Source organism: Streptomyces pyxinae, assembly GCF_024756275.1.
Classification (GTDB): domain Bacteria; phylum Actinomycetota; class Actinomycetes; order Streptomycetales; family Streptomycetaceae; genus Streptomyces; species Streptomyces pyxinae.
The window spans coordinates 56,542-71,243 of record NZ_JANUGQ010000024.1 but is presented as its reverse complement, the minus strand read 5'-3'; the positions used below and the strand labels follow the sequence as shown (position 1 = coordinate 71,243).

12 protein-coding genes are annotated in these 14,702 nt (G+C 75.5%); 5 read left to right on the top strand and 7 right to left on the bottom strand.

All coding sequences use genetic code 11. The features are described from left to right. The first annotated feature begins 1 nt into the window (after position 1). Both NX801_RS23770 and NX801_RS23765 read left to right on the top strand, forming a co-directional pair. The gene (locus NX801_RS23770; protein ID WP_258789917.1) at positions 2-2,899 is read left to right on the top strand and encodes an alpha/beta fold hydrolase; all 2,898 of its coding nucleotides are present in this window, start codon (positions 2-4) and stop codon (positions 2,897-2,899) included. Positions 2,900-3,117: 218 nt separating this feature from the next. After that, a complete protein-coding gene (locus tag NX801_RS23765; protein WP_258789948.1) occupies positions 3,118-3,927 on the top strand; it encodes an ABC transporter permease in 810 nt (269 codons plus the stop codon). A 173-nt stretch (positions 3,928-4,100) separates the two neighbouring features. Here NX801_RS23765 and NX801_RS23760 read toward each other — a convergent pair whose 3' ends face one another. Then, positions 4,101-4,808: a helix-turn-helix transcriptional regulator gene (locus NX801_RS23760; RefSeq protein WP_258789916.1), complete on the bottom strand. Its 708-nt coding sequence runs from the start codon at positions 4,806-4,808 to the stop codon at positions 4,101-4,103. A 639-nt stretch (positions 4,809-5,447) separates the two neighbouring features. Here NX801_RS23760 and NX801_RS23755 point away from each other — a divergent pair. Both NX801_RS23755 and NX801_RS23750 read left to right on the top strand, forming a co-directional pair. Beyond that, positions 5,448-6,152, top strand: a complete 705-nt coding sequence (locus tag NX801_RS23755; RefSeq protein WP_258789914.1) for a DUF4142 domain-containing protein — start codon at positions 5,448-5,450, stop codon at positions 6,150-6,152. 149 nt (positions 6,153-6,301) lie between these two features. Beyond that, on the top strand, positions 6,302-7,084 hold the full coding sequence (locus NX801_RS23750; protein WP_258789913.1) for a class F sortase: 783 nt from the start codon (positions 6,302-6,304) through the stop codon (positions 7,082-7,084). Between the two features lie 18 nt (positions 7,085-7,102). On the opposite strand, the gene NX801_RS23745 is transcribed toward NX801_RS23750, so the two are convergent. Continuing rightward, positions 7,103-7,825, bottom strand: coding sequence for a DsbA family oxidoreductase (locus NX801_RS23745; protein WP_258789912.1), 723 nt, complete (start codon positions 7,823-7,825; stop codon positions 7,103-7,105). Positions 7,826-7,980: 155 nt separating this feature from the next. Then, positions 7,981-8,553 (bottom strand): TetR/AcrR family transcriptional regulator, encoded by a 573-nt coding sequence (locus NX801_RS23740; RefSeq protein ID WP_258789911.1) that lies wholly within the window; start codon positions 8,551-8,553, stop codon positions 7,981-7,983. Positions 8,554-8,636: 83 nt separating this feature from the next. Between NX801_RS23740 and NX801_RS23735 the strand changes: the two genes are divergently transcribed. Beyond that, on the top strand, positions 8,637-9,557 hold the full coding sequence (locus NX801_RS23735) for an NADP-dependent oxidoreductase (RefSeq protein WP_258789947.1): 921 nt from the start codon (positions 8,637-8,639) through the stop codon (positions 9,555-9,557). Positions 9,558-10,399: 842 nt separating this feature from the next. Here the strand turns inward: NX801_RS23735 and NX801_RS23730 are convergent. From NX801_RS23730 to NX801_RS23715, 4 genes are all read right to left on the bottom strand, one after another. Further along, positions 10,400-10,804, bottom strand: a complete 405-nt coding sequence (locus NX801_RS23730) for a hypothetical protein (RefSeq protein ID WP_258789910.1) — start codon at positions 10,802-10,804, stop codon at positions 10,400-10,402. Between the two features lie 342 nt (positions 10,805-11,146). Beyond that, positions 11,147-11,791 (bottom strand): response regulator transcription factor, encoded by a 645-nt coding sequence (locus NX801_RS23725; protein ID WP_309505881.1) that lies wholly within the window; start codon positions 11,789-11,791, stop codon positions 11,147-11,149. Next, the gene (locus tag NX801_RS23720; RefSeq protein ID WP_258789909.1) at positions 11,782-13,602 is read right to left on the bottom strand and encodes an ATP-binding protein; all 1,821 of its coding nucleotides are present in this window, start codon (positions 13,600-13,602) and stop codon (positions 11,782-11,784) included. The genes NX801_RS23725 and NX801_RS23720 overlap by 10 nt, the downstream gene beginning before the upstream one ends. A gap of 269 nt (positions 13,603-13,871) precedes the next feature. Continuing rightward, positions 13,872-14,696 (bottom strand): SDR family oxidoreductase, encoded by an 825-nt coding sequence (locus tag NX801_RS23715; RefSeq protein ID WP_258789908.1) that lies wholly within the window; start codon positions 14,694-14,696, stop codon positions 13,872-13,874. Between the last annotated feature and the right edge of the window lie 6 nt (positions 14,697-14,702).

The following is a 14,702-nucleotide window of genomic DNA, read 5'->3' as shown; positions in this document are numbered from 1 at the left end:
CATGCAGATCCGCGTTTCCCGGCTCGCCCGGCCCTTCCGGTCCCGGCGGCCGGCCGTCGCGCTCACCCTGGCCGCCGTGCTGCTCGCCGGTGGCGGCACCTGGGCGGCGGTCGCCTCGGACGAGGCGCCCGCCGTGCACCGCGAGGACCGGGCCTTCGCCATGCCGGGGGCGAGGATCGACGCCTCGTTCTTCACCTCCGGTCCCGCCGGTGTCCGCCGCCCCGCCGTACTGATCGGGCACGGCTTCGGCGGCAGCAAGGAGGACACCCGGGGACAGGCCGAGCGGCTGGCCAGGGACGGGTACGCGGTGCTGACCTGGTCGGCGCGCGGCTTCGGCGCCTCCACCGGTCGCATCGGGCTCAACGACCCGGCCTACGAGGTCAAGGACGTGTCGCGGCTGATCGACTGGCTGGCGACCCGCTCGGAGGTGCGGCTCGACCGGACCGGCGACCCCCGGGTCGGGGTGACCGGGGCGTCCTACGGCGGGGCGATCTCGCTGCTGGCGGCCGGATACGACCGGCGGGTGGACGCGATCGCCCCGCAGATCACCTACTGGAACCTGGCCGACGCGCTCTTCCCGGGCGGGGTGTTCAAGAAGCTGTGGGCCGGCATGTTCTTCTCCGCCAGTTCGGCCGCCGCCGCCCCGCCGTCCGCACAGCCACCGGGCGAGCCCGAGCAGCGCCCCGACCAGCCGCCCGGGGCGGAGGCCCCCGCGCCGGGGACCCGTACGGGCGCGAGCCCCGGCGACCGGGCGACCGCGGACCGGGCGGGAGCGGCGTCCCGTACCCCCGGCACCCGGGACACGGCCGGCACCCGGAACCCGACCGCTGTCCGGGACACCGCCGGCGCCCGGGACTCCGCCGGCGGCTGCGGGCGGTTCCAGGAGGCGCTGTGCGCCATGTACGAGCGGGTCGCGGTGGCCGGGAAGCCCGACACCGCCGCCCGGGCCCTGCTGGAGGCCCGCAGCCCCTCCGCCGTCGGAGACCGCATCCGGGTGCCCGCACTGCTGGTGCAGGGTCAGACCGACTCGCTCTTCCCGCTGGACCAGTCCGATGCCATGGCCCGGCGGATCGGCGCCAACGGCGCCCCGGTGGCCGTCGACTGGATCGCGGGCGGGCACGACGGCGGCGCCACCGAGACGGACCGGGTCCAGGACCGGATCGGGCGCTGGTTCGACCGCTACCTGCGCGGGGACGAGGCCGCCGACACCGGGCCCGCCTTCCGGGTCAGCCGGACCGGGGGCATGAACTCCACCGACGGGCGGGCCCAGCTGCGCGGGGCCTCCGGCGCGGCGTACCCGGGGCTGCGCGGGACACCGCGCACGCTCGCCCTGACCGGCGGCGAGCAGCGCTTCCACAACCCGGCGGGGGCCGGCCCACCCGGCATCTCCGCCGTGCCCGGTGTGGGGGGTGGACTCTCGCAACTCTCCTCCTTGGGGGTCGGTCTCTCGATGGACTTCCCGGGCCAGTTCGCCCGGTTCGACTCGGCGCCGCTCGGCGAGCCGCTGCGGATCACCGGCTCACCGACCGTCCGCCTCCGGGTCGCCTCGGACGCGCGGGCGAGCGGGGCAGCGGCCGCCGGTGACGCCGTGCTCTTCGGCAAGGTGTACGACGTCGGCCCCGACGGGCGGCAGACGCTGCCCGCCCAGCTCGTCACCCCGGTCCGGGTCACCGGTGCCGGGCGGGGCAAGGACGTGGAGCTGACCCTGCCGGCCGTCGACCACCAGGTGGAGGCCGGGCACCGGCTGCGCCTGGTGGTCGCCGCCACGGACCTCGGCTACGCCTCGCCGGCCACCCCGGCGACGTACACCGTGCGCGCCACCGGCGGGCTCTCCGTCCCCACCGCCCCTGAGGTGCGCGCCCAGGCGGCCGGGCTGCCCCGGTGGGTGTGGGGACTGCCACTCGGCGGCGCCCTGGTGGCCGCCGCGCTGCTGCTCACCGCCCGGCGCAGGGCCGCCGCCCCGCCCCCGGACCCGGAGCTGGCCGGCGTACCGCTCACCATCACCGGGCTGACCAAGCGGTACGCCGGGTCGAGCGACCGGTACGCGGTGCGGGAACTGTCCTTCCGGGTGGAGAAGGGCCAGGTGCTCGGCCTGCTGGGTCCCAACGGCGCGGGCAAGACCACCACCCTGCGGATGCTGATGGGGCTGATCACCCCGGACGACGGCGAGATCCGGGTGTTCGGCCACGCCGTCCGGCCGGGCGCGCCGGTGCTCTCCCGGGTGGGCGCGTTCGTCGAGGGCGCGGGCTTCCTGCCGCATCTCTCCGGCCGGGAGAACCTGGAGCTGTACTGGCGGGCCAACGGCCGGCCCGCCGGGGACGCCCACCTCGAAGAGGCGCTGGAGATCGCCGGCCTCGGGGACGCGCTGGCCCGTACCGTGCGCACGTACTCCCAGGGGATGCGGCAGCGGCTCGCCATCGCCCAGGCCATGCTGGGCCTGCCGGATCTGCTGATCCTGGACGAACCGGCCAATGGGCTCGACCCGCCGCAGATCCGCGAGATGCGGGACGTGATGATCCGGTACGCGGCCGGGGGACGGACGGTCATCGTCTCCAGTCACCTTCTCTCCGAGGTCGAACAGTCCTGTACGCATCTGGTGGTCATGGACCGGGGCCGGCTCGTCCAGGCCGGTCCGGTCCGGGAGATCATCGGCGCGGGCGACACCCTGCTCGTCACCACGGCCGCCGAACTCCCGGAGCCGCTGGTCGAGAAGATCGGCGCCCTGCCCGGGGTCGGCTCGGCGGCCCGCGCCGAGGGCGGTGTGCTGGTCCGGCTGGCCGGCGCCACCGCCCAGGACCTGATCACCGAACTGGTCCGGCTGGGCGTCCCGGTGACCGGCGCCGGACCGCACCGACGCCTGGAGGACGCCTTCCTGACCCTGATCGGAGGACCCGCGTGACCGCCACCGGCGACGACAACGGCAACGCCGCCCCCCGGGCGACCGGCCCGGCGGGCACCCCGGCGCCGCCCGGCGCGCCGGGCCCCACCGCGCCCGACGGCCCTGCCGCCCACCCCCGTACGGCCGACGGCCCCACCGCGCCGGGCCACCCTCGCCCGGCCGACCGCCCCACCCCGCCGGGCCGTTCCACCGCATCCGGCTACCGGCCCGGGCACACCCTGCCGCTGCGGGTGGAGGCCGTACGCCAGCTGAAGCGCCGCCGCACCCTGGTGATGGCGGCCGTCCTGGGCGCCCTGCCGTTCGTCCTGCTGATCGCCTTCGCCGTCGGCGGCTCACCGGACGGCCGGGCCGACAACCGGGTGACGCTGATGGACACCGCCACCGCCTCCGGCGCCAACTTCGCCGCCACCTGTCTCTTCGTCTCGGCGGGCTTTCTGCTGGTGATCCCGGTGGCGCTGTTCTGCGGTGACACCGTGGCCTCGGAGGCCAGTTGGTCGTCGCTGCGCTATCTGCTGGCGGCCCCGGTGCCCCGGGCCCGGCTGCTGTGGTCCAAGCTGGCGGTGGCGCTGGCCTTCAGCGCGGCGGCCATCGTGCTGCTGCCGCTGGTGGCCCTGGCGGTGGGTGGAGTGGCCTACGGCTGGGGGCCGTTGCGGCTGCCCACGGGCGGCTCCCTGGCCGCCGGGGAGGCACTGCCCCGGCTGGCGGTCGCGGTGGTGTTCATCTTTGTCTCCCAACTGGTCACGGCGGGGCTCGCCTTCTGGCTGTCCACCCGGACCGACGCCCCGCTCGGCGCGGTCGGTGGTGCCGTCGGCCTGACGATCATCGGCAATGTGCTGGACGCGGTGACCGCGCTCGGTTCCTGGCGTGAGTTCCTGCCCGCCCACTGGCAGTTCGCCTGGGCGGACGCGCTCCAGCCGCAGCCGGAGTGGGGCGGCATGCTCAAGGGCACGGCGGTGTCGGTGGCCTGCGCCCTGGTGCTGTTCGCCCTGGCCTTCCGTGGTTTCGCCCGCAAGGACATCGTGTCGTAGCCGGTGGCCGGTGGCCGGTGGCCGGTGGCCGGTGGCCGGTGGCCGTGCCGGCCGTCCGTCCGTACCGTCCCGGTCGAGTCGCCCCGGTCGCCCCGTCCGTCTCTGTCGCCCTGGTCACCCCGGTCGCCCCGTCCGTCTCCGTCGCCCCGGTCGTCCTGGTCGTTCCTGTCGTCTCAGATCCAGCCCCGGCGCACCGCTTCCACCCCCGCCCGGAAGCGACTGGTCGTGCCGAGGGCCGCGAGCACGGCGCCGACCCGCCGGCTGTAGGTGCGCTGGGAGATCGAGAGCCGGGCGGCGGCGGCCTCGTCGGTGAGGCCGGCCGCCAGGGCTCTCAGCACCGGCCGCAGATGCTTGGGCAGCCCGCTCCGGTCGGTGACGGGCGCCCCGATGTCCTCCGCCGCGTCCCACCAGATCCGGTGGGCCCGGATCAGGAGCTGGACCACGGCCGGGTCGCGGATCAGCAGGATTCCGTTGCAGAGCAGTTCGAGATCGAGCGGCACCGCCGCCACCGACCGGTCCACCACGATCATCTTGAACGGGATGGAGTCCGCCAGCCGGGCCCGGCCCGGGAGCAGCCGGACGAGTCCGCTGTCGATGGCCGCCAGCCGGGGCAGCGCGTGCCGGGGCACGATCTGGCGGACCGTGCCCACCCGCTCGACGGCCGCCCGGACACAGGCGCCGGCCAGCTCGGCGAACGGCTCCGGCACCGACTGCCCGGCGCGGCCCACCGGATCGTCGAAGGTCAGCAGCTCCTCGCGGGCGGACTCGGTGAGCGCGGCGAGCGCGGCGCAGACCTGCCGGGTGCCCCAGACGGCCTGCCCGGGCGGCCGGCGCCCGTGCGCCTGGGCCGCCCGCGCCGCTTCCCGCGACTGCGGCGGCACGGCCGGTACGGACCCGGTGCCCCGGCCCGGACGCGGCACCGGCGGCTCCGGCCCGGGCGGCAGTATCGCGGCCGTGCGCTCCGGGCACCCCGCGCCTGGCGCCCCGGTCCCCGGCGCCCCAGCCCCCGTCGTCCCGGCCCCCGTCGCCGCCCCTGCCGCCGGCCCCGCCGGGCGGAGTGCCGCCGGACCCGCCCCTGCCGTTGGTCCCGCCGTACGGAATGCCGTCGCCCCCGCCGTGCGGAGTGCCGCCGCGCGCACCGCTGTCGCGCGGGCCGCTGCCGCCGCGCGGAAGGACGCTGTCGATCGTGGTGCCCTGCGCCCCAGCACGGCTCGCGGAACGTCCACCATGGCTGACCACCCCCGAGATCCCCTTGAAACGTACGCGACTCCATGTACGCATGTGACTCCATACCGTGACAAGGGGGCGTTGGAGGGTTGGCGTATTGAAGCCAATCCCGCCGATTCCGCTTGCGCGCCTCCCCGGACGGGTAAGGCGCGCCGGGCTGCTGCCGGGGGGAATCCCGGGAGCTGCGCTGTTTGCAGTACCGGAAGTGGCGGCCCGGGCCGGTCCGTGACCGGATGGATGGTGCGGACCCCGACGGTGCGGGCCGCACCGACCGAAGAGAACGGACGACCACCGTGTTCCGTACCCAGCGCTGGACCATGACGGCCATCACCTGTCTCGCCCTGACCGGCATAACGGCAGGCCCCGCCCTCGCCGGAGAGCCGCCGGCCGACCCGCCGGCCCTGGACAACGCCTATCTGCGCGCCGGCCACCAGGGCAACCTCACCGAGATCGGCGCCGGCCGGGACGCGGAGAAGCACGCGAACTCGGCGTGTGTGAAGCAGGCCGGCGCCGTCCTGGTACGGGACCACACCAAGCTCGACGCCGACACCAAGGCGCTCGCCAACAAGCTCGGTGTCGACCTGCCCACCGCGCCCACCCCGGAGCAGCAGAAGACGCTCGCGGGCGTCATGACCAAGGCGGGCACGGACGGATACGACAAGACCTGGCTCGCGGAGATGGCCACCGCCCACGAGAAGACCCTGGCGCGCATCGACACACAGATCGCCAAGGGGAAGAAGGCCGAGATCACCGCCGCCGCCAAGGCCGCCCGTCCGGTGGTCGCCGCGCATCTGGCGATGGTCCGGGGCGGCGGCTGCCACCAGGCCGCCGCGCCGCACACCATCGACGCGGGCAAGGGCGGAAAGGCGGTTCTCGCGGCGGACGTGCCGGTCGCGGTGGCCGTGCCCGCCGTGGCGCTGGGCGGTTTCCTGGTCGCGGCCGGGGCCTTCTGGGCCGCCGCCCGCCTCCGCCGCCACGACAGCCGCTACACCCGCTGACCGCCGTGCGCACCCGGTCCCGCTTCCCCTCCCCGACCGGTCTGCGGGTCCGCCTCCGACCGGGCCCGCGTGCCCGGTCGAGGGTGCGGCCCTGGGGGCGGGGCAGGGCCGGAGCGCTCCCGCCGGTACGGGCCGGGGTCGGCCTGCCGGTGCGCATCGTGGCCGGCCTCGAACGACCGGACCAGGGCGCGGAACCGGGGCGGAGCCGGTGGCTGACCCTGCTGGCGCGCGGCGCGGCGGTGGTGGCCGCGCTGGCGGTGCTGGCCGGCCTCGCCACCCTGGCCCAGGCCATCCGCTCGGTGCCCGGCGTACCGGACGCCGGCACCCTGCCGCACGCGGGCGCCACGCCCGGCCCGGCCCCCGCGACGGCCCGGGCCGACACGCCCACCGGGGCCGCCCCGTCCGGAACCGCCGACCGGGAAGACACGCCCAGCGGGCCCGTGGGAGAACCGGTCGGCACGCCCACCGGGGCCGCCGCTCCGGGTTCCCCGCCCCTGACCGTCACCGTGCCGGGGCACCTCGCCGACACGCCCGTCGACCCGGTGACCGGCCGGCCGGACGGCTCCCTGGACGTGCCCGACGCGCCGACCCGGCTCGGCTGGTGGGCCCTCGGCGGCTCCCCCGGGGCCGGCGGCGGCACGGTGCTGCTCGCCGGCCATCTCGACTCGGCCGAGGGGCCGGGCCCCTTCGAGGCGCTGCACGATGTGCCGATCGGCGCCCGGGTGCGGGTGGCCTCGGCGGACGGCGCCCGGCACGGCTACCGGGTGGTCGCCCGCCGCACCCACCTGAAGGCCGAGCTGCCGTCCGACCTGTTCCGCGCGGACGGCGCCCGCCGGCTGGTGCTCGTCACCTGCGCGGGTGACTACGACCCGGTGGCGGGCGCCTACACCGAGAACCTGGTGCTCTACGCCGTACCCGCCGCGGACGGCTGACCGCGCGTCCGGTACGGCTCAGCCCTGCGGGACCTCGCAGCCGTCCGGGCCGCAGCTCCCGTCCGTGCCGTCACCGTCACCGGCGAGGGTGGTGAGGCCGGGGCGCTCCCCCCAGGCGCGGGCCAGGGCCTGGCCGAAGACCTCGGCGGGCTGGGCGCCGGAGATCCCGTACGCGCGGTCGATGACGAAGAACGGCACACCGTTGGCGCCCAGTTCGGCGGCCTCGCGCTCCTCGGCGCGCACCGCGTCGGCGTACCGGCCGGGGTCCCCGAGCACCTCGCGTACGGCCGCCTCGTCCAGGCCGGCCCGGACGGCCAGCCGGACCAGCCGCTCGTCGTCGGCGAAGACGGACTCCTCCTCCACGAAGTTGGCGCGGTAGAGGAGGTCGAGGAGGGCGCTCTCCCGGCCGTGCTCCCGGGCGAAGTGCAGCAGCCGGTGCATGTCGAAGGTGCTGCCGTGGTCGCGGCCCTCGGTGCGGTAGTCGAGTCCCTCGGCGGCGGCGGTCGCGCCGAGCCGCCGCTCGCCCTCGGCGGCCTGCGCCTCGGTCATGCCGTACTTCTTGGACAGCATGGTCAGTACGAGATCGGTGTCGTCCTTGGCGCGGCCGGGGTCGAGCTCGAAGGAGCGGTGCACCACCTCGACGTCGTCCCGGTGCTCGAAGGCCGCCAGCGCCTTGTCGAAGCGGGCCTTGCCCACGTAACACCAGGGGCAGGCGACATCGCTCCAGATTTCCACACGCATGACGGTGACTTCTCCCAGACGGTTTCCGGCGGGCCCGGCGCGACGGCCGGGCCCGGGTGACTCAGGTATGCGGAGACAGCCTCCGCTACCCGGTCAACCAGGGACCTGCCCCGGACATTCCCGGCGGCCGCCGCCGGGCGGGCCGTCCTGCCGGGTCACTGGCGCGCGGCTCCGGTCGCGCGTACTTCAGCGAGCGCCTGCCGTGCCAGCGGGCCGAAGTCCTCGCTGTTGTCGATGTCGATCCACCGATCGAAGGCGAGCTCCCAGACGAGCGTGCCCAGCTGCGCGGCCACCCGCGCGCTCAGGCTCGGGACTCCGCGGCGGTCGAGGGCCTCGATCATCGAGGCGGTGAGGTCGATCCTTTTCAGGGCTTCGCGTTCACGCAGCTCCGTATGGGCGTTCAGCACGGCCTGGCGCCGGCGGCTGAACGCGCGGCGGTCGGCGGTGAAGAACGTCCGGCCGAGCGCGTCGAGGGCGTCCGCCACCGCGTCGAGCGGCCCGGCCGCCGGCGGCGCCGAGGCGATCCCTTCGGTGAGCAGACCGGCCACCGTGCCTCCGCCGAAGAGCACCTCGCGTTTGTCCGGAAAGTGCCGGAAGAACGTGCTCTTGGTGAGCCCCGCGCGCTCCGCGATCTCGATCACGGTCGTGTTCTCGTAGCCGTTCTCCTCGAAGAGATCGAGGGCGGAGGCGGCGAGTCGTCGTGGTGCGTCGGGTTGCCAGCGAGCCATGGGAGCAGTGTACGGGACGTGGTCCCATCACTGATGTAGGGTCGATGAGACCAAGTCCCATCACTGGCCAAGAGAGGTCACCGATGAGCAAAGCTGTCCTGTACCGGCGATTTGGCGGTCCCGAAGTACTCGAGCTGCAGGAGATACCCGAGCCGCACGCCGCACCGGACGAGGTGCGCGTCCGGGTCACCGCGGCCGGGCTGAATCCGATGGATTGGCAGATCACCACACAGCCCGACATGGCAGCGCGGTTCGGCATCACCCTGCCGGCCGGGTTCGGCAGCGACTTCGCGGGAGTGGTGGACGAGGTGGGCGCCGAAGCCACCGGATTCGCGGCCGGCGACCGGGTGTACGGGGCCGCCATCGGCCGGTCCGTCGCCGATTTCGTGCTGGTCAAGACACCCGCGGCAACGCTGTGGCCCACCCCGGCGGGCATCGGTGACGAGGTGGCGGGCACGCTTCCGGTGTCCGGCCTGACGGCCTCCGCCGCGCTCGCCGCGCTCGGGCTCCGCGCCGGGGACACCGTCCTGATCGGTGGAGCGGCGGGCGGCGTGGGCATCTTCGCCGTGCAGCTGGCGAAGCTTGCCGGCGCCCGGGTGCTCGGCACCGCCTCCGAGGGCACGTTCGGATTCCTGCGCGAGCTCGGTGCCGAACCCGTGGCCTACGGCCCCGGCCTGGCCGACCGGGTGCGGGCTCTGGCGCCCGAGGGGATCACCGCCGCGACCGACCTGTTCGGCAGGGAGGCGGCCGAGACCGCTCTCGAACTCGGCGTGGCACCCGAACGCGTCACCGTCGTGGCCGACGGCCCCGCCCCGCCGCCCGGTGTGCGCAAGATGGGCGCCCTCGACGCGGACCCGGGCGCCCTGGAACGGATCGCCGACGCGATCCATGCGGGCGAGATCACGGTGCCGATCGCAGCGACCTTCCCGGTCGAGCGGATTCGCGAAGCCGTGACCACGCAGGCCGAGAGGCACGCGCACGGCAAAATCGTGATCGCGCTGTGAACCGGCACCCGGTGGACTGACCGTGCCCCCCGCACCGGACCTGGCCGGCCGTGTCACACACCGGCCGGGCCCGGTACGGACAAGCCGGTGAGCCGGCACCGGTGGACGGCGCGTAGGAAAACCCTCACCGGGGCGGCTCGGTGAACCACCGCAGGGTGCGCTGATGGCCCGTCTGATGAGCGGTTCCCGGCGAGTGAGGTCAGGCGCGGGGTGGCGCAGGAGCGACGGCCCGCACCCGCTCGAACAAGGCGGCGGCGTGCGGGTCTTCCATACGTGGACGGGTCGGCGGGGCGATGGCCCGGATGCGCTTGTGGGGCCGCCCGGACTGGACGTGCGGGTAGTCATCCAAGACCTCGTTCCATACGGCGCGCGCGGCTTCGAGGTGACCTCGTTCCATCTGACGCTCCCGCCACACTGGTACTCGAAGTCGGAGGACTTCGGCGTCATGGCCTTGGTGGCGGCGATTTCCCCCTGGCCGATGCGCCGGGTGATTCCCGTGGTCATCGCTTCGATTCGGCCCGCTGCTTCCTGCCCGCACGGTGGCGACCCACCTCGAACGGGCCTCCGACGCCCTCGGCAGCAACAGCCGGTCCCGGCTCGCCTGTCTGACCGCGCGGAACGGCCTGCTGGACGACGCGCCGCCGTCCTCCGCCGGCTGCCACTGCGGCGCGGACCGAGCAGCGTACGGGCCGATCGGTTCGCCGTACGGGACGACGGCGACACCCCCGGCCCGGCGCCACGCCCCGGAACACACCGGGGTGCCGGCCGCCGCGGCCACGCGGAACGCCCGCCCCGCGCGGGCACCTGGGCCGGTCGCGGGGCGGGGGGCACGGGTGGCCGGGTCACGCCTTGTCGTAGTGCCAGCCGCTGCAGTCGTACGCGCCGGCGGAGCCGCTGTACTGGCAGGCCCGGTAGCGGACCTGAGTGCCCTCGCCGATCGAGTAGTTGACCTTGACCGGCGGGCCGTCGTAACCCTTGGTGTTGATCACGTCGTCGTAGGCCAACCAGTTGCCGCCCGACTTGATGTCGATCTGGCCGACGGTCGCCACACCGTTGGCCTTGTAGTCGTGCACGGTGAAGATCTCACCGTAGGACGCGAAGTCGACCCCGGCCTCTCCGCCCGGGTTCCTGACACTGCCGTCGGCCGCCGCGGGCTGCGCGCCCAGCATCAGCACCGCACCGAGCGCCGCCGTGGCACCCAGCACACTGATCGGCCGTCCGAGTCGGTCGAGTCGATTGAATCGCATGCCGAACTCCTTGAGTCCCCTGCCGGAGGAGTGGGATGGCTGATCGCCCCCGGCAGCGGCCCCCCGTCCGCCGCTGCCGGTCCTTCAGACGGTAGGGAGCGGCGGCCCTACCCACATCGGGGCCAGCCCTGAGGCGCCCGAGACGGTACGGGGCCGGACCCGAGCGTCCGGAGGGGACGCGGGGCCGGTCCGGCGGCCCCGGACGCGTACGGCCCCGAGGCGGTACGGGGGCGGGCCCGGCGCCTTGGACGCCTGCCGCCCCGAGGTGCCCGGGGAGGCACGGGACCGGCCGGCCCGGGCCCCGGCGCGTAGGGCCGTCGGTGGCCGGGCGCCCGGCGGGGTTCAGCCGCGGAGATAGGTGAGCACCGCCAGCACCCTGCGGTGGTCGGCCAGATCGGGCTCCAGCTCCAACTTGCCGAAGACACTGCGGATATGGGTCTCCAGGGTCTTGCCGCTGATCCGCAGTCGCCGGGTGATCGCCTCATTGGACCGGCCCTCGGCCATCAGCGCCAGCACCTGGTGCTCACGCGGGGTGAGGCGGCCCAGGGTGTCATCGGCGCGCCGCCGGGCCAGCAGCCGGGCGACGATCTCCGGGTCCACGGCGGACTCCCCGGCGGCGACCCGTTTCAGCGCGTCGATCAGCTCCTCGGCGTCCGCGACCCGGTCCTTGAGCAGATAGCCGAAGCCGCGCGGGTCACGCGCCATCACCCCGACCGCCGCGCTCGTCTCCACGTACTGCGACAGCAACAGCACCCCGGTGCCGGGGCACCGGGCCCGGATCGCCCCGGCCGCGCGCACCCCCTCGTCGGTGTGGGTGGGCGGCATCCGGATGTCCAGCAGCACCACGTCCGGCCGCTCCGCCGCCACCAGCTCCGGCAGTCCGTCGGCGTCCGCCGTCTCGGCCACCACGTCCACCCCGCCGTCCCGGAGCAGCCGCACCACACCCTGCCGGAGCAGCGCGGAGTCCTCCGCCACGATCACTCGCACGGCAGCTCCGCCCGTATCCGGGTGCCCGCGCCCGGCGGGCTGTCCACCCGCAGGGTGCCGCCCACCGCCGCCACCCGGTCGGCCAGCCCGCGCAGCCCGGTGCCGGGAGCGGCCCCGGAGTCCCCGGGCTCCGCCGGCTCGCCGGGTCCCGGCGGGGCGGGGGCACCGCCGACGCCGTCGTCCTCGACCTCCACGACCAGCAGCCGGCCGCCGTGCCGCACCCGCACGGCCACCCGGCGCGCGGCGGCGTGCCGCACCGCGTTGGCCAGCGCCTCGCTGACCACGAAGTACGCGGTCGTCTCGATGAGTTGCGGATGCCGGCCGGGCTCGGCGTCCACCTGGACCGGCACCGGCGACCGTTCCGCGAGCGAGGCCAGCGCCGGTTCCAGTCCCGCCCGGGTCAGCACCGCCGGATGAATGCCCCGGGCCAGGTCACGCAACTCCTCCAGCGCGTGCCGCAGGCTGTCCTCCGCCTCCGCCACCGTGCGCCGCAGCTCCGGATCGTCCGCTCCGGGCAGCCGGGTGCCGAGCCGGCGCAGGGTCATCAGCGTGTAGAGCAGCCGGGTCTGCGCCCCGTCGTGCAGGTCCCGTTCGAGCCGCCGCCGCTCCTCGTACGCGGCCTGGAGCAGCCGGCGGGGGACCGTCCGGCGGGCCTGGCCGGCGAGTTCGGCCCGCAGCCGGTGGTCGCTCAGCCAGAACCGTACCGCCGCGCCGGCCGCCGCCAGCAGCGCCGGGTCCTCACCGACGGCGCTGTCGTGCTCCAGCACCGCCCCGGTGCCCGGTCCGGCGTCCACCCGGGTCACCGCGCGGGCGCCCCCGGTGAGCGGCCGGCCCTCCGGGTCGGTGACCGAGCCGTCGCCGGCCGGCAGTCCCAGCCGCAGGGACGGATCGCCCAGCACCTGACGCAGCACCTCCTGGAGCCGGTGCGGGGTCGGTTCGCTCCCCGCCGCCACGAGCAGATCACCCACCGAGGCCCGCCGCAGCCGCATTCGCAGCAGCCCGGTGAGAAAGGCCGCCGGCACCGCCAGCTGGCTCAGGTCCGAGGCCGCGGTGAGCAGGTCGCCGGCCGCGCCGGGGGACTCGGGGGCCAGCAGATAGAGCACCTCCCAGCCGACGAAGGCCAGCGCGATCCCCACCGCGACCCAGGCGGGCAGCAGTACCCGGCGCCGGGCCGGGGAGGCCCGCCGCCAGCGCCGCACCATCGTCACCAGGACCAGCGCCGTGAGCACCACCCCCGCCCACCGGTAGGCCAGGTCCAGCGCGTCGAAGAGCGCCGGATCCCGCCGCAGCAACAGAGGGTTGGGGCCGCACTCCGGGCAGGCCAGATAGCTGGTGGCACGGTCCGCCGCCGGGTCGTACAGCAGCACCCGCGCGAAACCGCCGGCCGCGACGAGGGCGTACCCGGCCACCATCAGCCGCCGTTCGCCGGCCGTACCGGCCCGGCCGTCCGGGAAGACCAGCAGCAGATGGGCGAGGACGGCCATGTTCAGTGCCTCGCCCCAGGCGCCGACGGCGAACAGCCAGGGCACCGGGAAGCCCTGGAGGTTGCCCAGGAACCAGCTGATGCCCTCCGCCAGCAGCAGGTCGCCGGTCCGGTTGGCCGGGCGGCGGTACCGGGCCACCAGCCCCGCGGCGGCGTACGTCCAGCCCACCGAGAGATCGCGCACCAGGTCCCCGGGACCGGCGCCGGACCGGGCATACCCCCAGGAGCCGCAGGCCCCGGCGAGCAGCGCCGCCGTACCCAGGCCGATGAGCAGCCGGGGCGTCGGGGCCCGGCGCGCGCGTCCGCCGCTCGTCGGTCCCCCGCCCATGCTCACCTCCGGCCGCCGGGCCCGCCGCGGACACCACCGCCACCGGTGTGCCGCGGACGTCGCCACCGCCGCACCCCGGCCGGTACGGGCCCGGCACCCCGGGGCCATCGTGCCAGGCCGCGACCGGGTCCGGGAACGAACAGCGCGGCCCGCCACCGGAATTCGCGCCGCCGGCCGGACGGGCCCACACGCCCCGGGGGAGCTCGACGACCGTCCCCGCCGCGCGCCGTGGGGCACCCGCCGGGGAGCGGTCGAGGAGACCGGGCGGCTCAGACCCGGTTCAGCCGCAGGCAGGCACGCATGGTGACGTCCACGGTGGCGGGCGGGAGCAACCGGCTGAGCCGGGCCATCCTCGCCTCGTGGCCGACCGAGTAGCGGCGGCGCGGGTTCGGGGCGGTGAGGGCGCGGCGCACCGTGCGGGCGACGGCGTCGGGACCGAGCGGGCGGCGCCGGGCGATGAGCCGGCCGGCGGCCTCGTACGCCTCCGCGTACCGGGTGTGCGCCGGGAGGCGCGCGATCCCCTCGGAGAGCATCGGGGTGTCGATGAACCCGGGCTCGATGAGCGACACCCGGATCCCGCTGGCGGCGATCTCCCGGCGCAGCACATCGGTCAGCGCCTCCAGCGCGTACTTGCCCGCGCTGTACCAGCCGTTGAGCGGGGTGGCGATCAGCCCGGCGACGGAGCTCATCTGCACGATGCGGCCCTCGCCCCGGCGGCGCATGGACGGCAGCACCAGACGGGTCATCCGGGCGACGCCCAGCAGATTGGTCTCCAGGACGGCCCGGGCGTCGGCCTCGGAGACGTCCTCGAAGGCCCCGCCGACCGCGAGACCGGCGTTGTTCACCAGGGCCCACGGGCCACCGCCGGTCAGCTCGGCGATCTCCGCCACGGCGTCCTGGCAGGAGCCCGGATCGGTGACGTCCAGCAGGACGGCCCTGACCCGGTGGCCCGACTCGGCCGCCGCCGCGGTGAGTTTATCGGCCTTCTCGGTGGTACGGGCGGTGCCGATGACCTGGAAGCCGTGCGCGGCCAGGCCGAGCGCGGCGGCCTTTCCGATGCCGCTGGTGGCGCCTGTGATGACGACACTTCTCAAAACGAT